The organism is Nitratidesulfovibrio liaohensis (assembly GCF_011682075.1).
Classification (GTDB): domain Bacteria; phylum Desulfobacterota; class Desulfovibrionia; order Desulfovibrionales; family Desulfovibrionaceae; genus Cupidesulfovibrio; species Cupidesulfovibrio liaohensis.
This window is the reverse complement of sequence record NZ_VSMK01000111.1, coordinates 33,000-55,820: the sequence shown is the minus strand read 5'-3', so window position 1 is coordinate 55,820 and position 22,821 is coordinate 33,000. Positions and strand designations below refer to the sequence as shown.

17 protein-coding genes are annotated in these 22,821 nt (G+C 62.5%); 14 read left to right on the top strand and 3 right to left on the bottom strand.

Features of this window, described 5'->3' with window-relative positions; genetic code table 11:
- Positions 1-116: 116 nt before the first annotated feature.
- Positions 117-644 carry a CAAX prenyl protease-related protein gene (locus FVW27_RS05065; protein ID WP_341806090.1) on the top strand — a complete coding sequence of 176 codons (528 nt, stop codon included), beginning with the start codon at positions 117-119 and terminating at the stop codon, positions 642-644.
- A 204-nt stretch (positions 645-848) separates the two neighbouring features.
- Here the strand turns inward: FVW27_RS05065 and FVW27_RS05060 are convergent, their stop codons facing one another.
- From FVW27_RS05060 to FVW27_RS05050, 3 genes are all read right to left on the bottom strand, one after another.
- Complete coding sequence (locus tag FVW27_RS05060) at positions 849-1,703, bottom strand: THxN family PEP-CTERM protein (protein WP_167123299.1); 855 nt, start codon at positions 1,701-1,703, stop codon at positions 849-851.
- 127 nt (positions 1,704-1,830) lie between these two features.
- Positions 1,831-2,694 carry a THxN family PEP-CTERM protein gene (locus tag FVW27_RS05055; RefSeq protein WP_167123297.1) on the bottom strand — a complete coding sequence of 288 codons (864 nt, stop codon included), beginning with the start codon at positions 2,692-2,694 and terminating at the stop codon, positions 1,831-1,833.
- A gap of 338 nt (positions 2,695-3,032) precedes the next feature.
- Positions 3,033-6,113, bottom strand: a complete 3,081-nt coding sequence (locus FVW27_RS05050; protein ID WP_243838221.1) for a ThiF family adenylyltransferase — start codon at positions 6,111-6,113, stop codon at positions 3,033-3,035.
- A gap of 118 nt (positions 6,114-6,231) precedes the next feature.
- Between FVW27_RS05050 and FVW27_RS05045 the strand changes: the two genes are divergently transcribed.
- The 13 genes from FVW27_RS05045 to FVW27_RS04985 all read left to right on the top strand — a co-directional run bounded on the left by FVW27_RS05045 (position 6,232) and on the right by FVW27_RS04985 (position 22,794).
- Positions 6,232-6,795 (top strand): hypothetical protein, encoded by a 564-nt coding sequence (locus FVW27_RS05045; protein WP_208294639.1) that lies wholly within the window; start codon positions 6,232-6,234, stop codon positions 6,793-6,795.
- 532 nt (positions 6,796-7,327) lie between these two features.
- Entirely contained in the window at positions 7,328-9,943 is a 2,616-nt protein-coding gene (locus FVW27_RS05040; RefSeq protein ID WP_208294638.1) for a tetratricopeptide repeat protein, read from the top strand.
- Positions 9,944-9,954: 11 nt separating this feature from the next.
- Positions 9,955-11,286, top strand: coding sequence for a TIGR03013 family XrtA/PEP-CTERM system glycosyltransferase (locus tag FVW27_RS05035; protein WP_167123291.1), 1,332 nt, complete (start codon positions 9,955-9,957; stop codon positions 11,284-11,286).
- Positions 11,286-12,092 (top strand): polysaccharide biosynthesis/export family protein, encoded by an 807-nt coding sequence (locus FVW27_RS21170; protein ID WP_167123289.1) that lies wholly within the window; start codon positions 11,286-11,288, stop codon positions 12,090-12,092. Before FVW27_RS05035 ends, FVW27_RS21170 begins: the two co-directional genes overlap by 1 nt.
- A 60-nt stretch (positions 12,093-12,152) precedes the next feature.
- Positions 12,153-13,595, top strand: a complete 1,443-nt coding sequence (locus FVW27_RS05025; RefSeq protein WP_167123287.1) for an XrtA system polysaccharide chain length determinant — start codon at positions 12,153-12,155, stop codon at positions 13,593-13,595.
- 10 nt (positions 13,596-13,605) lie between these two features.
- Positions 13,606-14,487: an XrtA-associated tyrosine autokinase gene (locus FVW27_RS05020; RefSeq protein ID WP_167123285.1), complete on the top strand. Its 882-nt coding sequence runs from the start codon at positions 13,606-13,608 to the stop codon at positions 14,485-14,487.
- Positions 14,488-14,498: 11 nt separating this feature from the next.
- Complete coding sequence (locus FVW27_RS05015) at positions 14,499-15,686, top strand: XrtA/PEP-CTERM system-associated ATPase (RefSeq protein WP_167123283.1); 1,188 nt, start codon at positions 14,499-14,501, stop codon at positions 15,684-15,686.
- Between the two features lie 106 nt (positions 15,687-15,792).
- A complete protein-coding gene (locus FVW27_RS05010; RefSeq protein WP_341806089.1) occupies positions 15,793-17,052 on the top strand; it encodes a TIGR03016 family PEP-CTERM system-associated outer membrane protein in 1,260 nt (419 codons plus the stop codon).
- A 54-nt stretch (positions 17,053-17,106) separates the two neighbouring features.
- Positions 17,107-17,958, top strand: a complete 852-nt coding sequence (locus FVW27_RS05005; RefSeq protein ID WP_167123279.1) for an XrtA system polysaccharide deacetylase — start codon at positions 17,107-17,109, stop codon at positions 17,956-17,958.
- Positions 17,951-18,997 carry a FemAB family XrtA/PEP-CTERM system-associated protein gene (locus tag FVW27_RS05000; protein ID WP_167123277.1) on the top strand — a complete coding sequence of 349 codons (1,047 nt, stop codon included), beginning with the start codon at positions 17,951-17,953 and terminating at the stop codon, positions 18,995-18,997. Before FVW27_RS05005 ends, FVW27_RS05000 begins: the two co-directional genes overlap by 8 nt.
- The gene (locus FVW27_RS04995; RefSeq protein WP_167123275.1) at positions 18,994-20,319 is read left to right on the top strand and encodes a DegT/DnrJ/EryC1/StrS family aminotransferase; all 1,326 of its coding nucleotides are present in this window, start codon (positions 18,994-18,996) and stop codon (positions 20,317-20,319) included. The genes FVW27_RS05000 and FVW27_RS04995 overlap by 4 nt, the downstream gene beginning before the upstream one ends.
- Positions 20,316-21,455 (top strand): glycosyltransferase family 2 protein, encoded by a 1,140-nt coding sequence (locus FVW27_RS04990; RefSeq protein WP_167123273.1) that lies wholly within the window; start codon positions 20,316-20,318, stop codon positions 21,453-21,455. Before FVW27_RS04995 ends, FVW27_RS04990 begins: the two co-directional genes overlap by 4 nt.
- Before the next feature lie 166 nt (positions 21,456-21,621).
- On the top strand, positions 21,622-22,794 hold the full coding sequence (locus FVW27_RS04985) for a sugar-transfer associated ATP-grasp domain-containing protein (protein ID WP_243838219.1): 1,173 nt from the start codon (positions 21,622-21,624) through the stop codon (positions 22,792-22,794).
- Positions 22,795-22,821: the final 27 nt, after the last annotated feature.

Below are 22,821 nucleotides of genomic sequence, written 5' to 3'. Positions count from 1 at the left end.
CCCGCCAATAAGACTCCTTTTTCGACCTTCGCCTGCGATTCGACGGCATACCCGCACCTCCTTGATTGGAGGATGAGCATGCAGGATTTCAAACGAGGGCGGTAGAAGGAGGTGATGTGACGCTTACGTTGGGGGTGTGCCTGCCGAAGTGCCCGGAACTCAGACTGGCGGATATGACCGGGCGTGGCATTCTGTTCGCATCCATGGTGGGCGTGGCGGTATTTGCGGCGTGGCTGGCCCTTGATGTGCCGTGGGGCCGTGTGGGAACGCCCGTTGCCTTTCCGCATCGGGCCTGGGGAGATGCGGCACGTCCCCTGCTGCTCGCCATCCGGTTCATTGGGGCAGCGGTACTGGTTCCCCTGGCAGAGGAACTGTTCTGGCGTTCTTTCCTGATGCGCCATCTTCAGGGCGGGGATTTTCGCCGGGTGCCGTTGTCCCGTTTCCACCCCTTGTCGTTCCTTGCCGTGGCCATACTCTTCGGTCTGGAACATCACCTTGTGGTGGCGGGAATGCTGGCCGGGGCAGCGTACAACATGGTGGCCTTGCGGACAGGAAGCCTCGGGTGCTGCGTTCTGGCGCATGCCGTGACCAATGGGCTGCTCGGCTTGTGGGTGTTGTATGCGGGTGCATGGGAGTTGTGGTAGCTGCACCTTGCGTTGCCAATCGCTCCGTGTGCCAATCGCTTCGTGTGCCAGTCGTTCCGTGTGCTGTTCGCTTCGTATGCCAGTCGCTTCGTGTGACTGGCGATGGGCATGGTGACGTTTGATTCCAGGCGCCCCCGCCTTTTCGTGAAATGAAAAGCGGAGCCCCCATCAGGGGACTCCGCTTTTGTTTGTCGGAGGGGGGAACTAGGCAGTGCGCCTTGCACGCCGCGATAGCAGGGCCAAGCCACCGAGCCCGATGCCCATCAGCAGCGCCGAAGTGGGTTCGGGCGTCGGAAGAGCACGGATGGTCAGCAGCGTTTCGTGGATGGTGGTGGCGCCTTCGGATGTCACCCAACCCACGGCATCCGCGGCAAGGCCAAGGGCGGTGCGGTATGCGACGGGAATGGGGGAGAAGGACTTGGTGAAGTCCATCACGTAATCGATGCCGTAAAAGTGGAAGGCTTCCTGGGTGACTTCGGGATTCAGCAGCACGAAGACGTCATTGGGGGTGCTGCTGTTGTTGGGGGTTTCATAGAAGGCGAAGTCGAGGGACGTGGAGAATACCGGCAGCGCGCTGCCGCCCACGGGCGTAAGCTTCAAGATAGCGCGGACGATGCCGCTCGCCAGATCCAGGTTGCTTGCCGGGATTGCGTTATTGTTGTGCGTGAGAACAAGGCCGACCTTGGCGGCGCCGTTGGTGTCTATTACGCCACTGGTCGCGGCAAGGACGATGGAACTCAGTGGGTTGACGTTCTCTCTTACGTACCGTCTGCCGTTGTAGTAGTAGTCGCCCCAGCTGAGCTTGGAATAGCCTGTGACGCTTTTCGCAGGATCGACAAGGACACCGCCGTCATAGTTGTAGGTCAGGGTCTTTGCGCTGCTGCCGGTTATGCCGTTGGTGCTGTCACCGTATACGTTGCTGTCGTTCAGCGTGTTGGCCCACTCAACGAATACCCCATCGACGGTATAGTTCCACTGGGTGACGATGCTGGCCGATGCTGATGTCTGGAGCAACAGGGGGATAAGCAGTGTCAGGAAGAATGTGGCAAGGCGTTTCATGGCATGAACTCCTGCTGGATATACCGAGCCGTCGTTTGAACAGGAGCCCTCCGTTCGAGGGCTCCTGATTGTGCAAAGGTTGAGGCGATCGACTGTCAGGAATTCCGACAGGTCGTCCGCGGGCGGGTTAGGCTCGGGCGTGCCGCCGGAGGCCGAAGAGGCCCAGGAGGCCGAGCCCCATCAGGATGATGGAGGAGGGCTCCGGAGTGGGCAGCGCCGTGATGCTGACGAACGTGTCGTGCGTGGTGAGTGCGTTTTCGGTGGTGATCCAGCCCACGGACCCGGCAGGCAGGCCGAGCAGGGCAAGGTATGCATCGGGTATCAGGCCGAACGAGCCGCCGAAGCTGAACACGTAGTCGACGCCGTAGTAGTGGAACGTCTCTTCGGTTACTTCCGGGTTCAGCAGGACGAACACGTCGCTTTCGGTGGGCGTGCCGTTCGGGGTTTCAAAGAACAGGAAGTCCAGCGTGGTGGAAAAGACGGGCAGCGGGGGGAAGCCCGAAGGGGTAAGCTGCAGAATGGCCCGAACCATGCCGGATTCAAGCTGGATCGAACCGCCGAGGATCACGTTGTTGTCATGGTACAACTGCATGCCGAGCGAGGCCGGACCGTCGGTGATGAGCGTACCGCTGCTTGCGATGATCCCGATGGAACTCAGTGAGGCGCCCGGTACCTGCGAGTAGACGGGACCCGGACCGCTCCAGATGTAGTCGCCCCAGGAAAGCTTCGAGTATCCTTCAGCATACGTGCCCGGAGGGACGGGGACGCCCGCATCCAGGTCATATGTCAGATACTTGTAGTCGGCCACATTGGTGGTGATGCCCTGCACCGGCGAACTGTAATCGCCGCTGGTGCCCACGGTGGTTGACCAGTTGATGAAAGCACCATCGACCGTGTAGTCCCACGACGCGATGGGGGACGCCCAGGCACTGGACATCATCAGTGTAGAGATGATGATAGTGCTGCAAATCGTTGATACTATGCGCTTCATCTCATTTGCTCCTTGTCTCGAAAATTGAGGACGGCCGCCAAGGTCGATGGCCTGAAATAAGCAAGCGTTGTGCCAATTGGTGTTTAGTTTTTTTGTTATAGCATTTTGCGATAATTTTTGGCCTTGATTCCAGTGTCCGGTTGGAAGGCGGAATGTTAACCTATCCGACAAGCAACGCGGAACGGTGCGCGAGAGGGGGCCGGGATGAGCGTTTCGTGCGGCATGAGGCCGCCGACGGTGTGTTGTCTTTTCCGACATGCGGGGGGGACGGAGGCGGGGTGGCGAAGGCGTGCCTTCGGCCCGGAACCGCAGCACGGTTCCGGGCTTGGGCGGCAGGATCAGGCCAGGTTGTCGGGAATCAGGATTTCCGACAGTGCCAGTCGATAGGTGCCATGCCGAATGGCGGACCCGATGCCCGTCCGGAACAGCATGACCGGCAGTTTGTCCGATGGATGCGGCAATGCCTCGGCAAGCAGGTTCCACGCCTTTTCCAGCAGGGATACATGGAAAGGCGAAAGTGTTTCCGCGTCTCCCAGGCGAATGCGCAGGTGCAGCAGCGGCAGGGCTGCAAGAGGCTGCAATGCGTAGCCCATGTGCTCCAGGGCGCACCATGCGCGTTGCCAGGCCATGCCCGCGCGGACAATGTCCGCCTCGGCCTCTCCGTTGGCCAGCAGCAGCGCCACGCCACCACTTCGCAGAACGCTGAGCGCGCCGTGCAGCGGCATGAGCCTGCCGAGCCCGATCAGGTTCGCCGCATGCATGGCGTGCCATGGCCGTAGGCCGCGCAGGTACATCTCGCCCAGTGGACCCGCCTCCAGGTTGCCCAGGGGCAGCCCGTCGCCGTATGGCCCCTTCTGTGGTTCGAAGCGGATGAAGCGCATCAGGTGCTCGTGCAGGTCGGGCCGCTCCACGCGTACCCTGTCGGCAAGGTAGACGGCCTTGGCCAGAGTCTTGCGCTGCGCCATGGCGGTCGCCCAGACCAGTGCCGCATCCTGCTGTTCGCCGACGATGTGATCAACCCGGTCGCGCACGGCGGGCGGTATGGGGCTGGCCGAATACATGCGCCGGTTGGTGTGCCGCCGCCAGAGGGCCGCCGCCATGATCTCGTGGCTTTGCACTCCAATGGGGGTGCAATGAAGCGACGCCACGCGGTCGTGCTCCTGTTCGTCCGGGAACAGCGAAAGGTCGGCGTCCAGCCCGACACTGCCGGCGGCGAAGACGGCATTCTGCACGGCCGCCCCGCAGGCAAGCAGGGTGGCGACCTGCCGGTAATTGAAGAATGAGTCGTCCGCCTGTCTTGCCGCGTGGATGTGTATGCCGGTCTCGTGCATAGCGATGCGCCATGGCTGCACGTTGTCGCCCGATGGCGCCCGGGTGGCTGCCTGCGCGATGTATTCCAGCGTTGCGGGGGGGATGTCCTGGCGCAGGCCCACCATTTCCGGATCGGGGGGGCGCAGGGCGCCGGTGCGCGGCGTGCCGAGAAAGAACCGTCGGGCGATGGCAAGCTTCAGCCGTTGCAGGGGCGACCGCAGGCCCTGGCGCAGCTTCCCGGTCGTGAATCGCCCCGTGAGTGGGTCGAACTGACGAAAGTACGGCGTCGGCCTGATCCCTTTTTTGCCCAACAGCAGGCGGACCGCCTCCGTGGCGGCCATGCCCGCGCACATGTGGCAGGCGATGTCCAGCGAAGGACCCCGGCGATCGTGCAGGCTGACGAACCGCCTGTCCATGTAGCCAAGGTGAGCCGGGCGGGGCGCCAACCCCATGCCGAAGCGCAGGTAGGCCTCCATTTTTTCGGTGTGTTCCGTGATGTCGAAGTAGTCGTCAAAGTTCATGCCGCCCGGTGTGAATACGAGCAGTGCGCAAGAGAACCCGAGCGGCGCGGCGGTAATGACGGGAATGCCCAGCGCAAGGGCGCGGTTGAACAGCTGGCGGCGCACGTCAAGCGCAAAAAAGTCTATGCCATCCACCACCAGGTCGACATCCTTGAGGAAGTCGTCGAGCGAGGAGGCGGTGACGCCTCCGGGAAAGGCGCGGATGTCCATGAACGGATTCACGCTGAGCGCGCGCTCGGTCATGACGTCGAGCTTGTTTCTCCCGAAGCTGGCGATGCTCGCTCCGTACTGTCTATTGATGTTGACGGGCGAGTACGCGTCGAAGTCGGCCAGGTTGAAATTGCCGATTCCGGTGCGGGCAAGCGTCATCAGGTGCACGCCGCCCACGCCGCCCAGCCCCGCAATGGCCACGCGGGAGCCGAGCAGCTTGCGCTGTCCGGCGTAGTCCACCAGGCCCAGGTTTCTGCAGAAGGCCACATCGGTGTACGCGTCCCGGTTTTCGAGCTTGAGCATGTCCAACGGGACACCGCTGGGCGTTTCGGGGTGGGCGGGGTGTGTCGAGAAGTGGTTGAACAGAGCCCGGTGGTAGATCGTTTCAATGAAGTCGCGTTGCTCTTCGGCCAATTGGTCCAGAAGTTCCGGGCGCTGGCGCAACAGATGATAGGCGGTGTACGGATCAAGGGGCTGGTCCCGCTTGACGGGGTTGTCCTTGGTGTCCGTCTCGCCGCTGTTCATGCGGACGAAGAATGTGAAAAGGTTGGTGTCGAAGTCGTCGGTGTTGTCATACTTTTCCTTGAGTTCATCCACGGTCTCGGAAAGATTTATGCGCAATGCCACCGCAGGGGCATTCACGGAGCCGTAATGGCGAACTTCTCCAAAAGGCTTGAACAGGAATATCTGTGTATAGAAATTTACATGCTTGGGGTTTACGGTAATGACGATGTCATCGACATGGGACATGATGGAATACTGGAACATGGCCTTTGCAAGATAGACCATGAGGTTTGTCCATCTGCGCGTGTATTGCGTCGCAAGAGCACCTACTTCGACAATGCTTCTTCCTTTGTCTCGAAGCTTGTCGACTTCAGGCTTGTACAAGGAGTCCAGAGGGAGCCCGAACATGTCCGAATCTGGTATGTGCGATAGCGTGCATAGCACGTCGTGGTAACTCTTGAAGACGAAGACGGACGTTTGCGGCAGCATGCTCCAGATGGTGTAGTGCATGAGAGAAGGGTGCGGCCTGGTGTAACCAGAGCGCAGGTACTCTTCATACACAAGCCGAAACGCCCGCGTATATTCGTCGGGCGTTTCCGCGATTTTTATGGCTGGCCTGTCCAGGGAGTCCAGTTTGCACTGGAGCAGGGAAGACCGCTTGATGCGAATGGTGCGTCTTTTGTCGGCGATTGCGAGCATGGTGGCCTCTGTGTGGCTGATCTGCGCGGTTGAGCCTTTGGTGAGGCTCAAGCCAGTTTCATGCCAGCGGAGTGCCGGTGCGAGGTTTTTCGACAGAAGTGTGTCGCGCCTGCGTGGCTGTGTTTTTATAATATGCTGTTGTTGTTTGATTTTTGTTTGGCATGAATGTGGCATGGAGTCTGGTGGCAACGCGGTGCGCCAAGGTTCTGTTCGCGGAGTGTAATGATGTACAGTATGATTGGTATGCGAACCACTTAAAGGCGGGAATCCCGCAAGTGAGGGCGCTGTTGTGATGAGTGTTGAAGTAGATATGCAAGCAGGGTCGCGCCTCGCAAATGTTTCTGAATGTCTGAAGTGTTCTCCTGGACAAATTGCTTCCGGAATACTGAACACATTCTTCGAAAGTGGTTATGTTAGCTATATGAATAATGATATTGAAAAAAGGAGGGTTCATCGCAAGTTTGCAAAAATTGATGCCATAGCGCATGTTTCAGAAGGCGAAAATCAGTACAGATGTACTCCGACTGTCATAAGGAATATATCTTTATGTGGTGTCAGGGCTGAGATACATCATGCGTGTGTAGAATACGAAAGGGCCATGAGAGAGGCAGGCATTTTCGAATTGATGTTTACATTTCCTTCGGATGAAGAGGTTGTGACGTTCAATTGCCAGATACGTTACATGGCTGTTGGTGACAGGCTTGTCGTGGGTGGAGCGTTTGTAACGCCTGATATCATTTCACTTCGTGCGTTGGTGAGGTTCCTTTTGTCACAGCAAACAGAAAGTGGACACGACGCCGTGGTGTGTCGAGAGAATTTACAGGTGTCGGATTTTCCGACAAGCGGAACGGCATGAACATTCTACATCGAGCCGGTTCCATATTGTAACCATTGCACGGGGGGAGGGAGGTAGCAGGGGCAGCCCCTCCAGATTCGCAAGATGCATGAGCTGCAGGCGTGTGCGGCATTGCCCAGTGCCCGGTAGCGCGTGGCATGTGGGTGACCGGATGCGTTGCGTGGCGTGCATGGGATGCCCTGCACCCGGTAGGTGGGCTCCGGTGCGTTCGTTATTGATCGGAATGGTCATGGATGTGTTTGTCTTCACCGTGTTGGTTTCACGCGGAATCAACAGGTGCGGGCAGACACTTTTTTTGTCCAAACTATCACGACCAGTGTCCAGTTTATCATGCGGGTCTTGGTTATCAATACGTATTGCCCGAAGGGTTCGCGTGTATTTTTTTATAATATTGTAAAATACATAATGTTTTTTTGCTCAGATTCGGCGCGGCCCGCTGGCATGGTATTGGCTCTTATGGGGGGCACATCCGTTTTTCGAGAAATCGGAGGCCCCCGTGTGGAACAATCTTCGCTGGCTCGTTTGCTTGGTCATGATCCTGCTGCCCATCTCTGGCTGCGGAACCGACAAGGCAGGGGACTTCCTGTCCGAAGGGCGCAAGCTGATGGGGCAAGGCAACCCGGCTGGCGCCGTGGTGCTTTTCAAAAATGCGCTGGAAAAGAACCCCGGTGATTACACGCTGCATCTTGAACTGGGCCGCGCCTACTATGCCCTTGGCAAGATTGATCTGGCCGAGAACGAGCTTCAGAAGTGCTACCGGCAGCAGCCAAATGACCCGACGCTGAACCTTGCCTTGGGTGAAGTGTACGTTGCGCGCAACCTGCCGGAGCAGGCGCTTGTTCATGTCCAGAAGTTCGAGGAGCATGCGGGTGCCACCGCTGCCTCGCGCGAGCTGGCCGGACTTGCGTATGGCCAGGCCAGGCGCCCGGACGAAGCGCGCAAGGCCCTGGAACAGTCCTTCGGCCTTGATCCCAAACGCATATCTGCTCGTTTGGCGCTGGGGCGCCTTTTCCTGTATCGGGGCGATCTGCGCGCGGCTTCATCCGTGCTGCAAGAGGCCCTTTCCGTCGCCCCCGATGATACGGCGGCCCTCGCGCTTCAGGGCGACATCCTGTTGCGGCAGGGAGAGGCGGACAAGGCGCTTTCCGCGTTTCGCAAGATCACCCAGTTGACCCCCCGTGATGAAAACGCCCGGTACATGATGGGCGTGCTCCAACTGCAGCTTGGCAACGAGGCCGAGGCCGCGCAGACGGCCGCCGCCATGCGCGCGGACTTCAAGGACAGCGCCCTGGTGTTCCTGTTGGAGGGCGCCCTGGCCGCCACCAGGAAGAACTACGCCGAAGCGGCGACCCTTCTGCAGCGCAGCGTCGCGCTGCGCCCCAGCGTCGAGGGCTACTACAAGCTGGGGATGGCGCTTTATGCCAAGGGCGACCTGGAAATGGCCCTGAGCCAGTTCAATACGGTGCTGGCGTCCACCCCGGACCATGACGCGGCCCGGCGGATGGTGTGCACCATCCTGCTGGCCCAGCGCCGCCTGGATGAGGCGATGCAGGAGGCCCGGAAGCTTCTCGACAGGAATCCGGGAGACGCCAATGCGCATTTCCTGATGGCCGGGGTGCTCCTGGCCGGAAAGGACAAGAGAGGCGCCGAGAAGGAGTTGGAGGCCGGTCTGGCCCAGGAGCCGGCGCATGTCGGCGCCCTGTTGCAGCTCAGCACGCTGAAGCAGTCCGAAGGAAGGATGGACGAGGCCCTGGCCGACCTGCGCACCGCCGTGGTCGCGGCCCCGGACAACGTCATCGCCCGCAATGCGCTGTATGCCTTTCATTTGGGGCGCGGAGAGATGGACAAGGCGGAGAAGGCCGTCCTCGAAGGGATGAACAACACCCCGCAGGACGCCGTGCTGTATACGATGCTGGTTCCTCTCTATGCCAATGCGGGCAAGGAGGCCAAGGCGCTTGACGCGGTGGCGAAAGCCCACCGGGCCGATCCGGCATTTGCCGATGCATATCTTGCCGGGCTGCGCGTCCATGCCGGGGCAGGCAGGGTGGAGCAGGCGCTGGCCGAGAGTGAGGCGTATCTTGCCGTTTCACCCGACTCCCCGGGCTTCCTTGTGGCGTCCGGGGCGCTGCTTGATCTGCTGGGCAGAACGGCCGAGGCGGATGCGCGGTTCGACAAGGCGCTCGCGAGCAAGGACTTCCAGGTTGTGCTCGTGGTGGCCAATCGGGCCGCCGCGACAGGGCGCACGGACAAGGCGAAGCAGATACTGGAGGCGGCGCTGCAGGCCGACAACCAGGAAGCCCTGCGCGAGGCTCTCGCCGTGCTGCTGGTGCGCGAGAACAAGCCGGATGCCGCGCTCGCCCTTTACAGCAGCATCGAGGCGCAACGACCGCGCGAGGCCCTGATTGGCCGCTATCGCCTGCTTACCCACATGCGGCGCAACCAGGAGGCCGCCGAGACGGCGCGCACGCTTGGCCTGCGGGATGGCGGATCGTCGTTGCCGACCATGCTCGAAGCCTATGCGCTTGAACGCATGCAGCAGCGCGAACAGGGAATCCAGCTCCTTGATGCGGCGTATCGCCAGAAGGGAAGCGCGGACCTGCTGCTGGCGATGGGGGGGATGCTTGAGCGGGGCGGGGACCTTGCACGGGCGGAGGCCTGCTACAAGGAAGCCCTGAAGGCCCAGCCCGACGATGTGCCTGCCCTGCTGGCCATGGGCACGCTGCAGATGCGCCGCAAGGCGTACTCCCAGTCCATTCCCGTCTACGAAAAGGCATTGCGCCTGGCTCCGGCCAATGTCGTGGCCATGAACAACCTGGCCATGGCCTATTTGCACCAGAACGGGCGGGCGCAGATGGCCTTGCGGTTGGCCCTCCAGGCGTACACGCATTCTCCCGAGAATCCCGATGTGCTTGATACCCTTGGCGCCTGCATGATGGCCAACGGCAGGGCCGACGAGGCCTCGCGGGCATACGGTCGCGCGGTGGCTGCGGCACCTGACAATCCCACGTTGCGCTACCACCATGCGGAGGCGCACTTCAAGGCCGGGCGCAAGGACAAGGCCGCGGAAGAACTGCGCGTGGCTCTTCAGACCCCCGACTTCCCCGAGGCGGCCCAAGCCAGGGAACTGCTGCGCAAGGCTGGCAACTAGCGAGGTTGGGAATGAGCCGCCTGTCCATCATCCATCTGTTGCGTGATTCCGCCTGGGTGGCGCTGGCGCTGCTTTTTGCCGTGCTGTCGTCGTCACCGCACGGTGTGGCGGCGCCGCCGTTGCGCGACCTGCTGGCGTTGGCTGTCGTCCTGCTGCTGTGCGCGGCCACGGTGGAAGCGCTGGAGGCCAGAGGGGACGAAGTCTCCCCGGGTGTGGGCGGAACCGTCCTTGCCGTGTTTGCGGCAGCGGTGGTGCTGGTGCCGCTGCATTTCGGCACCGGCCTATTGCTGCAACGCGAAAGCCTGGCTCTGTGGGCGCTCCTCTGGTTTGCCCTGCTGCGGGGGGGGTGCGTTCTTGCATCCTCTTACTGGCACGTATTTCCCGCGCTGGTGCGGGGTGTTCTCGTGCTTGGCAATGCCGAGGGCATCCGCAGGGTGACGGCTCTGGTGGCCGATGCCGACGGGCGGTACCGGGTGAAAGCAGTCGTCCAGTGCCCTGATCCGGGGGCGGAGGCGGCGGAGCGCGATGCGGACTGGCTGGCGGATCTCGCCCACCGGGAAGGCGTGCGGATCATCGTGGTCAGCCTGTCGGAACGGCGTGGCACGTTCCCCCTCGATGCCGTGCTGAGGTGCCGGTTGCGCGGGGTGCGGGTGCTTGATGCGCCCACCTTCTACGAGCTTGTCACGCGCAAGCTGAACATCGAGGGCATCACCCCCGGCTGGTTCATTTTCGCGCCGGGCTTCGGTGGGGCGCGTTGGGAAGAATGCGCCAGGCGGCTTGCGGATATCGTGCTGGCGCTCCTGGCGCTTTTCCTGGTGGCCCCGTTTCTGCCCGTCGTGGCGCTTGCCATATCCCTCGATTCACTCGGGCCCATACTGTTCCGGCAGGTTCGGGTGGGGCGGGGAGGCAAGCCGTTTGCGCTCTACAAGTTCAGAACCATGCGCGATGGCGCGGAAAGGGACACCGGGCCGGTATGGGCCCGTGTCAATGACAGCCGGGTGACCCGCCTTGGCGGTTTTCTGCGCCGCTGCCGCATCGATGAACTTCCGCAGCTTTTCAACGTGCTGCGCGGGGACATGGGGTTCATCGGGCCCCGCCCGGAACGCCCCGAATTCGTTTCCGAACTGGTGCGCGAAGTGCCTTTCTATGATCAGCGCCACGCCGTGAAGCCCGGGCTTACCGGCTGGGCGCAAGTGTGCTTCCCCTATGGGGCCAGCAAGTCTGATGCGCTCGAAAAGCTGCGCTATGACCTCTATTACATCAAGAACCGTACGCTGATGCTGGATATGGAGATTCTTGCGAGAACATTCTCCGTTGTACTTTTAGGAGCAGGAGCACGATAGTGAAATATTTTGCTGGAGTCGTAGCTGTTGTTGCTGTGCTTGTGTGCGCGTCTGTCGGTTACTCGTTCGAGTATGTAGTCGGATACGGAGACGTGATCAACGTCAATGTGTGGGGTGAAAAGGAACTGTCTGTCAAGGTGACGGTCAGGCCGGACGGCAAGGTGACGCTGCCGGGTGTTGGCGATGTGGATGCCGCCGGGCAAACCCCGGAGCAATTGCAGACGAAGATAGCCGGGAAATACGGCGAAATCGTGCGCAATCCGGTTGTTACCGTGAGTGTGGATACGTCGCAGAACAACAGCGTGATCGTGCATGGGCCTGGCGTGAAGCCGGGCATGGTTCCCCTTGTGGGGCGGACTACGCTTTTGCAAGTGCTCACCCGCGTGGCTCCCGAAGCCACGGCGGATCTTGATGGCGCAACACTGTCGCGTGGAGAGGACGTGCTGAGGACCGGTTTTCGCGATCTCTACGAACGGGGTGTTGCCTCGGACGATGTGGAGCTCAAGCCGGGCGACAGGGTGTTCATTCCTTTCCGTGCGAAATGGGCGGTGTACGTCGTTGGTGCCGTGAACACCCCGAAGACCGTAGCCCACCACGACGGCATGACGCTGCTTGAGGCGCTGCTGGCCGCCGAAGGGTTTACGCGGTTTGCCGACCGGAATCGGACGGAAATCGTGCGCGAGCATGACGGGCGTCCGGAAGTCATCGTCGTGCGCGCGGGCGACCTGGTCGACAAGGGTGACCTTAGCCAGAACGTGCAGCTGCAGGCGGGCGATTACGTGATCGCCAAAAAGGGGATGTTCTAGATGGCGCAGGGGGGACATCGGCCGGTGAAGTCAGGCGGGCAGTCGTCTGAGGGGCCGGATATGAAGCGTTACCTCGTGCTGCTGGACGAGAGCGTCGTGTCGTTCTGCGTGGTGGCGGTGCTCGTGGCGGTGCTCGGGGTCGCGGTAAGCTACGTGCTCCCCAAGCGGTATCAGGCTCAGTCGTCCGTCTCCATCGAGGAGAACGTGGTCAACGAGCTGGTAAAGGGCATTGCCATTACGCCCTCGTTGGAGGCAAAGCTGCGGATTCTCAAGGTCTCCATACTCAGCCGCAAGATGTTGCTGAGGGTGATCAAGGACCTGGACATGGATTTGGGGCTGCAAGGTGAGGGGCTTGAGCGTTTGATAGAAACAACGCGATCAAATGTTGAAATAACGCATGAAGAAAGAAAAGGTCTATTCTACATTCGATACGCGAATTCGTCTCCGGAAAAAGCGCGCGACTTCGTCAATGCATTGACGAGGAGATACATCGAAGAAAGTACGTCATCGAAGCGAGAGGAGTCGTACGAAGCGACAAGGTTCCTCTCAGACCAGATATCCGTATTCCAGAAGCGCATCGACTCTGCACAGCAGGCGATTGATGCGTACAAGTCTGAGAAGGGTATGATCCTCAGTCTGAATGAGAACATACTCCGCGAGGAAATCAAGGAAACGGAACATCGGCTGGAGGAGACGCGCATTCGCAAGAACGAACGTCTTGCCCAGCTCAATATTCTCGAAAAAGGAAGCGGTGGGGGGCGGCTTGCGGAGAAGGAAGCATCCTACAAGACGTTGCTGCGCACCTACACCGACCAGCATCCGGACGTCGTCAGGGCCCGGGAGGAGCTTGAAGCCCTGCGCTCTGGCGGGAGCGGGACGGAACGCCGCAAGAGCAGCATGGAGTATCAGCGCCTCAAGGTGGAGCTGGAGTCGCTGAACGAGATAGAGCAGGTCCAGCAGGCGCTCATAGAGAAGGACAAGCGGCTGTTGCAAGAACTTCCCGCCGTGCAGACAGAGCTTCAGGCTCTGCAGCAGGCGCGCAAGAACGAGACGTTGATCTACGAGCAGCTCGTGTCGCGCTACGGGCAGTCGGAGGTCTCGAAGCAGATGGAATTGCAGGACAAGGCAGTGAGCTTTCGTATCATCGACCCCGCAATCCTTCCCCTGCGGCCCAGCAGCCCCAACAGACCGCTGATCATGCTGGGTTCGATGGTGGTGGGCATAATCGTGGCCGCTGGGGGGATCATCCTGTCCGATCAGTTTTTCCGCCGGGTTCGCTCGTTGGAGGACCTGACATCCAGGGGATTTCTGGTGCTTGGCGCGCTGCCGCGCATAGCCACCGCCGCGGACGCGCGCGTCGCGAGACGCAGGCGGACCGCCATCGCCCTGGCCCTGCTGGCGATGCTGTGCATCGCGGGGCTTGCCGGGGTGGAGTACAGTGGTTTCGAAGGGTTGGATATGTTGTTTGCCAGGGTTCGCAACATTCTTTCCACGTGGTTGTGAGGATATGGCCATGAGCAGGATCGAGGAGGCGCTCGCACGAGCGAACAGGGAGCGGAAGGCCGATGGTGCACCTGCGGAGGCGGGGGGGGCTTTCGGCTCTTCTCTCGCCGTGTCCGTGCCGCCAGGGGATACTCCCCGGCCCGCATCGGTCACACGCTCGGTGACGCTTGATCCCAAGCTCATCGCGGCATCGGGTTTCGATAACCCCGTGAGCGAGGAATACCGCAAGGTCAAGGAGAAGCTCGTCTCCCTGGCCCGCCAGAAGGGAATGAACCTGTTCATGGTCACCAGTTCGGTGATGGGCGAGGGGAAGACGCTGGTTTCGGCGAACCTGGCCTTAAGCCTCGCGCAGGAATACGACAACACGGTTCTGTACATCGACGCCGATCTGCGCGCCCCGTGCGGGCACGAACTGTTCGGCGTCGATGCCTCGCCGGGGCTGTCGGACTGCCTGATGGACGGGGTTCCCCTGCACGAGGCCCTTGTGCCCACCGGGGTGGGGCGTTTGTCGTTTCTTCCCGCGGGGCGGCAGCTTGCCAACCCCGGGGAACTGTTTGCCTCCTCGATGATGCGCGACATGCTGTTGGAAATGAAGCGCCGCTACGCAGACCGGTACATCATCGTGGACACCGCGCCGGTGCTGCCGTTTGCCGAAACCCGGGTGCTCAGCCGCATGGTGGATGGCGTGCTGTTGGTGGCGCGGGAAAATCTGGCGACGATCAGCGGGCTGGGCAAGACGCAGGAGGCCATAGAGGGCGCCAACGTGTTGGGCGTCATCTACAACGACGCAAGCCACCCCGCGTGGCCGAGCTTTCCCGGTTACGGCAACAGGTATGGCAGCAATCGCTACGGGTATGGCAACCACCGCTCCGGACGGAACGGGGTCGAGTGATGGTGATATAGGTGTACGCCGAATTCTTCCGCTTCAGGGTCAAGCCGTTCGACCTGCTGCCCAACCCCGACTTTCTCTATCCGAGCCGGGCGTATCGCAAGGCGTCCGCCTACCTGGAATACGGGGTGCGTGAACGGGCCGGCTTCATCCTGATCACGGGCGAGGTGGGCGCGGGCAAAACCACGCTTATCCGGGATCTGCTGAAGCGCAATCTCGGCGACGTGCTCATCTCGAAGGTGTTCAACACCAGCGTGGATGCCGAGCAGCTGGTGGCAATGATCAACGACGATTTCGGACTGGAGACGGAGGGCAAGGACAAGGTCACGATGCTGCGCGAGCTGAACGAGTTCCTCATCGACCAATATGCGGAACGCCGCCGCCCGGTGCTCATCATCGACGAGGCCCAGAACCTTGCCCCGGAGGTGCTCGAAGAAATCCGCATGCTTTCCAATCTTGAAACGGACAACGCCAAGTTGCTCCAGATCATCCTGGTGGGTCAGCCGGAACTGCGGGAGCGCATCCGGTCGCCGCAACTGCTTCAACTGCGGCAGCGCATACTGGTGCAATGCCATCTGGAACCGCTGACGGTTCAGGAAACTGCGGAATACATCGCATGCAGAATGGAACGTGCCGGAAACAGGGACGCATTGCAGTTCGAGGAAGGAGTGCTGGATGAAATACACCGGGAAACGAGAGGGATTCCTCGCCTGGTGAACGTCCTGTGCGGCTATGCGTTGCTGGATGCCTACGCTGCAGACAGGAGAAGCGTTTCCCTGACGCAGATGCAGGATCTTTTGCGGTCGATGGATTTCGAACGGCAATTCTGGCCCGAGTCCCCCGCCGTGGAGCCCGCTGGCGAGGATGTGCGGGCACAGCCGCTCCCGGATGCATCGAAGAAGGCCGATGCCCGTTCGTCCGGTACGGCACAGGGGTTGGCCTCGCTGCTGCTCGGGTTGTCACGCCGGGTAGGCGAACTTGAGGAAATGCAGTCGCGTATGGGCGAGAACGCCTATCTCGACATGCTGGAACGGCAGAAGGCGATGGAGCGGACCCTGTCGCAACTTTCGGAAAGGGTGGACCGGCTGGGTTTCGCGCAGGCGCAGTGGCTGGTGCAGGTGCGGCAGGAACAGCCGCAGGGGACGGACACGGATATCCGCCCCCGGCATGGCTGGCTGTGGCGGTGGTTTGCCGGCGACTAGGCAGAACGTCGCGCCAACGGTGCGGAGACACGGGGAGTGACAGATGGCTTCCGGGAAACCCGTTTCTGAACGTAGCTTCATAAGATTTGTCGCGGTGTTGGGCGCCGTGGGGCTCTTGGCCGTCTCCGCAGGCGGCGCCCTTGCGGACCAGACCGTGGAGGCAACGTTCGGCCTTGGCGGCGAATACAACGACAACGTCAGGGAAACCCGCAACGGTAAAGGAGATTTCGTTTCGCACGTCAAGCCTGGCCTCCGATACCAGTACGAGGCCGAGCGGGTGACGGCGAAGGTCGATTACAAGGGCGACTACTCCTACTACATGCAGGGCGAGGCGCCGGACAACTACAGCCACACGCTGGATGCACGGGTGCTGCTGGAACTGGCCGAGGACAGGTTCTTTCTGGACATCGCCGAGAATCTGCGTCCGGTCTACCGGCAGGCGGCCCGTGGCGACCTGGTCGAGGGCGATACCACGCGAGACCAGACGGACCAGAACACGTTCACGGTCTCACCGTATTTTTCCTTCAAGCCGGGCGAACGCACCAGCCTGAAGACCGGCTACCGCTTTTCGGACATCCGCTACGCCGAGGAAGAAGAACCCGGCAGCGGCTCGCGCAAGTTGGTTCCGGGGTGGAGCAGCGGGGAAGCATCCCTGAACAGGAACGTGCGGCAACAGCACGAACTGTTTGGAGACCTGGAACATGAAGCGAGCGAAACTATCACGATGCTCACCGGCTATGACCTGATGCGCCAGGAAGCGGAGGAACAGCAGGACTTCTACCGGCACCGCCCCTATGTGGGCGTCCGCTACGAGTATGCGGAAAAGAGCATGGTGCGCGTCAAGGCGGGGCCCATGCTCACGGAAACGGACGCCGGGGACCAGTCCGTACGGTTGTATTATTCCGCCGACCTGTCGCATGCCCTGGACCGGAAAACACTGACCCTTTCCAGCGAGCGCGACTATACCAACGACCCCGAAACAGGCCAGAGCATTCTGCGCGACCTGAACACGGCGGGCATATCCTTTCAGTTCGACCGCTCCACGCTGAGCGCCACGCTGGGATACGCCGAATATGAAAGCTCGTTGCAGGGGGGTGGCAACAAGTTCTGGAGGCCGGGCATCAACTACACTTACGAACTCACGGATCGCCTGAAAGCCAGCGCAGGCATCAACGCGGAACTGGATGCAGGATCAACGTCCAGCATAACCTCAGACCGCTACTACGCAAGTGCGGGGCTCAACTATGAGCTCACGGAGTCTTCGTGGCTTGCACTGACATACAGATACAAGTCCGTGGACTCCAGTGATGACGCATCGTCGTTTACCGTGAACAGAATCATGATCGAATGGGGAATGACATTTTGATATCGTAAGACGCCAGGAAAGCTGATGCGGCACGGTGCCGCAGGGGAGGGAGCCATGCGGAACGCCCTTACCGTCGATGTGGAAGACTATTTCCACGTGAGCGCCTTTGAAAAGGCCGTCGATCCCGGTCAGTGGGATTCGTTGCCCCAACGTGCGTTGCGCAATACCAACCACGTTCTCGACCTGCTGGACAAGTGGGGGTTGCGCGCGACCTTCTTCACGCTGGGCTGGGTGGCCAAGCGTCACCCCGAACTGGTGCGGCGCATGGCCTCGGCGGGGCACGAGGTGGCCTGCCACGGATACTCGCACCGCCGCATCACGACCATGAACCCCAAGACGTTCCGCGATGACATACATCGTTCGCGCCTGCTGTTGCAGGACCTTTCAGGGCAGCCCGTGAACGGTTACCGCGCGCCCAGCTACACCATCACCCAGGACACCATCTGGGCTCTCGATGTGCTTATCGAAGAGGGATTCACCTACGATTCCAGCATATTTCCGATCAATCACGATATCTACGGCATGCCCGGAAGCCAACGCTTTCCGCATGCCATCACGCGGGACAGCGGCATCATAGAGGAGTTCCCGCCCACGACCTACCAGGTGGAAATGCTGGGCCGCCGCGTGAACCTGCCGGTGGCCGGCGGCGGATACCTGCGGCTGTTGCCGGCATCGTGGATAAGTGGGGCCTTCAGGCGGCTGAACGCCCTGGGCAAGCCTTGCGTCCTGTACTTCCATCCGTGGGAGATCGACCCCGCGCAGCCACGCATCCGGGCGGCCCTGCGGTCCCGGTTCCGCCACTACCTGAATCTTGCCACCACGGAATCGAAGCTGCGCCATCTCTTTTCCACGCTGCGGTTTTCCACCATGAGTTCCGTGCTGTTCGGGACGGTGGCCAATGTCTGAAATCGATGTCGTGCGCTTGTCACCCCACGCGCCGGGTGACGCAGCCGGGTGGGACGCCTACGTGGCGTCACGGGGGGACGCCTCGGGGTACCACCACATGGGATGGCTGCGTGTGGCCGAGCGTGCCTTCAACCATGCGGTCTACCCGCTTGCCGCCTTCGCGGATGGTGAACTGACGGGGATTCTGCCGCTGGTCCACATCCGCAGCCGGTTGTTCGGCCGTTTTCTCGTGTCCCTGCCCTTCGTCAACTACGGCGGCATGTTGTCGGATACGCAAGAGGCCTCGCAAGCCCTCATCGAAGAAGCCGATGCGTTGATGCGCAGCCTTGGCGCGTGCAGTATCGAACTGCGCCACGTCGGCCAACCCCGGCTTGGGCTTTCCGCCAAGTGCCACAAGGTGACGATGCTGCTCGACCTGCCGCGCGACCCGGACGAGCTGTGGCGCAGCCTGCGCGACAAGGTGCGCAACCAGGTCCGCAAGGCCGAAAAATGCGGCCTCGTGGCGGAACGGGGGGGAAGGGAACTGCTGCCCGCCTTCTACGACGTGTTCGCAGTGAACATGCGCGACCTTGGCACCCCCGTGTACTCACGGCGCTTTTTCGAGACCATCATGGACGAGTTCCCCGACGAAACGCACATCGCCGTCGTCCGGGACGGTGCCCGCGCCGTGGCCGCGGCATTCTGCTATGCCCACGGTTCCGTCTTCGAGGTGCCGTGGGCCTCGTCGCTGCGCTCGCACCGGCAGTGCTGCCCCAACAATCTGCTCTACTGGGAGTGTCTGCGCACGGCATGCCGCGAGGGGTTCCCCGTGTTCGACTTCGGTCGCTCATCGCGCGACAGCGGCCCCTGGCGCTTCAAGGTGCAGTGGGGCGCGCGCGAAGTTCCCCTGAGTTGGGAATACCTGTTGGCCGACGGCGCGCCGCTGCCGGACCTGAACCCGTCCAATTCCCGGTTCGGCCTTGCGATACGGGTGTGGCAGCATCTGCCCGTGGGATTGACCCGCCTCATCGGTCCCCACATCGTCAGGAGCATCCCATGACCTCGTTGGCGCAGGCGTTCTCGGCACCGTTCCGCCATCTGCCGCCTGGTGGGGTGCCCCTGTCGCCGGGCGACATGCTGGCCGCCTGCGGAACAGTCTGGGCAACATGGCGCCAGGGCGCCCTGGCCGGTCAGGAAGAGCTTGAGCATCTGGGAACCGCAGTGGGCCGCATGACCGGTTGCCGCCATGCCTTCGCCTTCGGGTCGGGTCGGGCCGGGATGTCGGTGGCGTTACGCGCCATGCGCGCACTGTCGCCGGACCGCGACGTGGTACTGCTGCCCGCCTTCACCTCCTATTCCGTGGCGGCGGCGGCGGTGCACGCGGGCCTGCGGATACGCCTGTACGATCTCGACGCGGAGACGCTGGCGCCAAACACCGGGGATGTGGCGGCGCAGCTCGACGATGCCGTGCTGTGCGTGGTGGTCTGCCACCTGTACGGATATCCGGTGCGCACCGCCGAACTGCGAACGCTGTGCCGCGCGGCGGGGGCCATGCTGCTGGACGACGCCGCGCAGGCCATGGGGGCGCGGTCCGAGGACGGACAGGCCGGGACCACCGGGGATGTCGGACTGTTCAGCCTTGCCCGGGGCAAGAACATCACATCCGTGAACGGGGGGCTCATCGTCACGGACGATGCCGCCCTTGCCGCGAACATCGCATCGCTGGCCCCGTGGGCTGCAATTTCCGGCAGCGTTGCCCCGGCACACGCGGATATCGTCAACGACGTGCGGTTGCTTGCGAAGTGCGTCGCGCTCTGGCTGTTCCTGAATCCACGCCTTTACTGGCTGCCCGCGTCGCTGCCCTTTCTCGGAATCGGCACGTCACGTTTCGCCCCCGACTTCGACATCGAGGCGTTGCGGCCGTTGCAGGCGACCATGGCCTCACGCGGCGTCTCCCGGCTGCCCTCCATAAATGCCGGGCGCGGCCAGGTGGCCGGGGAACTCGAACAGCGTGCCCGGCATGTGGGCGGCCTTCGCACGGTGCGTGTGCAGCCCGGCGCAAACCCCGTGTATCTGCGGTTTCCCGTACTGCCGGAAGGGGGGGACTGGCCGGGGGACGCCGTGCCGGAGGTGCCCCGCCTTGGCATGGTCCGCTCCTACCCGGAGTCCTTGCAGGACCTCCCGCCGCTGGCGCCATACCTGCTGCCGGGCCCCGATTGCCCCACCGCGCGCTGGCTTGCGGCGACGCTGCTGACCCTTCCCACCCACACCCGGGTCACGGAAAGCGACATGGACGCCATGATGGACGCGCTGGCCAGCGGGGCGGGCCGCAACAGGCCGGACGCCATGGACGCGGCGCCACAGAAGGGAGGCGCCCGATGACCATGCTGTTCTGGGGTTCGGCCCTTCTGCTGGCCTACGCGTTCGCGGGGTATCCGCTGCTGCTGGTGGCGCAGGTGCGGTTGGCGCGGCGGCGCGGCCGTGCGTCGGTTCAGGCGGCGGACAATGCATGGACGCCAAAGGTCAGCGTGCTGCTCGCGGTTCACAACGAAGAAGCGGTCATCGAACGCAAGATACGGAATTTCCTTCAGATGGAGTACCCGGAGGACCGGATCGACCTGTACGTGGTCTCCGACGGTTGTACCGACGCCACCGAAACCCTGACGGAACGGTGCGGCTCGCCGCGCGTGCGGTTGCTGCGGCAAACGGAGCGGGGCGGCAAGACCAGGGCGCTGAACCGCGCGGCGGCCGAGGCCGATGGCGACATCTTCGTCTTCACCGACGCCAACGCCATGTTCCGGCCCGACTGCATACGGCGGCTGGTCGAGAGGCTGGCGGATCCGGCCATCGGCCTTGTGAGCGGCGTGAGCGTGTACGTGGATGCCTCCGGTGCGCCTTCGACTGGCGGCGTCTACCGGCGTTACGAGGAGTGGATCAAGGCGCGCGAGAGCGACCTCTTTTCCATCGTGGGGGCCGATGGAGCGGCCTACGCCATGCGCCGGGAGTTCTACGTTCCGCTGGAGCCGGAATACATCAACGACCTCCTGCATCCCATGCAAGTGCTTCTGGTGGGCGGGCGCGCCGTCAGCGAGCCGCGCGCCGTGGTGGAGGAAGAGGCGGATGACGCCGACGCCTCCGTCGAGATGTGCCGCCAGACCAGGATCATGGCCCAATCCTGGCTCATCTGCCTTCGGATGCTGCCGGTGCTGGTGCGCGAGGGACATTGGGGATTTGCCTGGCAGATGCTGTCGCACAAGATGTTGCGCTGGGCCACGCTGCCCCTGCTTGCGGTGTGCGCGGCAAGCGCCCTCTTTCTGTCATCCCGGGGGGGGGCGTATGTGGCCGCGGCCCTGGCGATGGGGGCGGGAGGACTGGTGGCGCTGGCTGGCGCGTTGGGCCGGGGCGGGCTTGCCCGCACGGCGTGGCTGTTCGTCGTGCTGCATCTTGCGGCGGTCAACGGGTTGGTCCGGCTGCTGCGCGGCCATGTCTTCGTGACGTGGACCCCGCGGGGCAGCTAGGACCACGGGGAGGTATGCCATGACGAAGGCCAGGACCGTGATGTCCTTGATCGGGCGGGGAACCCGCCTTGCCTGGAGGATGGGGCGCAAGGTGGTACGCGCCATGCGCGCCGAACATTGCCCGCTGCCGCTTCCCGCGTTCGCGTTCGTCAGGGGCGAGGGGGACATGGCCCGGTTACACCGCGCCTGCCAGCGTTTCGGCATGGCCCGTTGCGTCACTGCGGCCTCGTGGGTGCGCGTGATGATCAGCACGTTGTCATGGCCGTGCAGTTCGCTGGCGTCCAGCATGTTCCACGCCGTGAGCCAGGGAGGCGATGTGGCGCGGCGGTACCGCGTGCCCCGCTGGAAGCAGGTGTGCATGAGCTACGCGGCCGCGATGCGGCACAACATGAACGCCAGGCTGTTCTACGGGTTCGACCTGTTCAGGGCGGATGCTCCTAGCCCCGGCAGCTTCATCATGCCGCATGAACTCAAGATCATAGCCGAAGTGCTGTCCTCGACCAGCATGGCGCCCGACATTTCCACGCGTATCGCCTTTCTCCAGCGTTGCGAGGAACTGGGCCTGCCGTGCGTTCCCGTCCTTGCCCGGTTCGGCACCGACGGCAAGGCCGCGTGGACCGATGGAGCCGCGCAGGCCGCCTGCGGCCGCGATCTCTATCTCAAGCCCGCCGACTGGAGCGACGGACCCTGCGGCGAACTGTGGCAGTGGCACGGAGGACAGGGCTGCTGGCAGCGGCACGGCAACAAGGCCACGCTGGACGACATCGCTGAACGCGGGGTGGAACTGGCAGCCGGAAGGACCATGCTGTTGCAGCCGTTCGAGCCCGCGCATCCGACATTGCGCCCGCTCGGGCTGCTTGGTTCCTGCTCGGTGCGTTGCTTTACCCTTGCGGCCCTCGGGGGCGAGCCGCACTTCATCGCCGCGGCCATGCGGATCCCCGGCGGCTGGTGGAGGGCGGAGTGCGGCCCCGAGTTCGGGCTTACCGCGCGCGTCGTGAACCTTGAGACCGGGGAACTCGGCGATGCCGTGAAGCCACGTTCTCCGCACCGTTGGCGGCGGCACCCGGAAACGGGCGAAGTGATCGCCGGACTGTGCCTGCCGCTGTGGGACAGGGCCAAAAGCCTGGCCGCCGAAGCTCACCGCAGGATGCCCGACTACCCGGTCATGGCCTGGGACATCGTCATCGGCACCAGCGAGCTGCGCCTGCTTGGCGGCAGCCCGGCCCCCGCCATCGACATAGCGCGTTTTCCGGCTGGCGAGGGGATGGACGACGAACGGTTCGCCAATTTCATCCTTGCCCATTGCGAAAGGCTGGGGGCGGTCGCCGCCGTTCACTAACCGCCGCGCTCCTTCCCGCGCCCGGTG

Bases quoted from the DNA above. Each gene is read 5' to 3' on its own strand.
- FVW27_RS05040 (WP_208294638.1), top strand. From the start codon at position 7,328: ATGATCCTGCTGCCCATCTCTGGCTGCGGAACCGACAAGGCAGGGGAC.
- FVW27_RS05060 (WP_167123299.1), bottom strand. From the start codon at position 1,703: ATGAAACGCCTTGCCACATTCTTCCTGACACTGCTTATCCCCCTGTTG.
- FVW27_RS05005 (WP_167123279.1), top strand. From the start codon at position 17,107: ATGCGGAACGCCCTTACCGTCGATGTGGAAGACTATTTCCACGTGAGC.
- FVW27_RS05045 (WP_208294639.1), top strand. From the start codon at position 6,232: ATGAGTGTTGAAGTAGATATGCAAGCAGGGTCGCGCCTCGCAAATGTT.
- FVW27_RS04985 (WP_243838219.1), top strand. From the start codon at position 21,622: ATGGCCCGGTTACACCGCGCCTGCCAGCGTTTCGGCATGGCCCGTTGC.
- FVW27_RS05055 (WP_167123297.1), bottom strand. From the start codon at position 2,694: ATGAAGCGCATAGTATCAACGATTTGCAGCACTATCATCATCTCTACA.
- FVW27_RS05025 (WP_167123287.1), top strand. From the start codon at position 12,153: ATGAAGCGTTACCTCGTGCTGCTGGACGAGAGCGTCGTGTCGTTCTGC.
- FVW27_RS05050 (WP_243838221.1), bottom strand. From the start codon at position 6,113: ATGCCACATTCATGCCAAACAAAAATCAAACAACAACAGCATATTATA.
- FVW27_RS05035 (WP_167123291.1), top strand. From the start codon at position 9,955: ATGAGCCGCCTGTCCATCATCCATCTGTTGCGTGATTCCGCCTGGGTG.
- FVW27_RS05020 (WP_167123285.1), top strand. From the start codon at position 13,606: ATGAGCAGGATCGAGGAGGCGCTCGCACGAGCGAACAGGGAGCGGAAG.
- FVW27_RS04990 (WP_167123273.1), top strand. From the start codon at position 20,316: ATGACCATGCTGTTCTGGGGTTCGGCCCTTCTGCTGGCCTACGCGTTC.
- FVW27_RS05000 (WP_167123277.1), top strand. From the start codon at position 17,951: ATGTCTGAAATCGATGTCGTGCGCTTGTCACCCCACGCGCCGGGTGAC.
- FVW27_RS04995 (WP_167123275.1), top strand. From the start codon at position 18,994: ATGACCTCGTTGGCGCAGGCGTTCTCGGCACCGTTCCGCCATCTGCCG.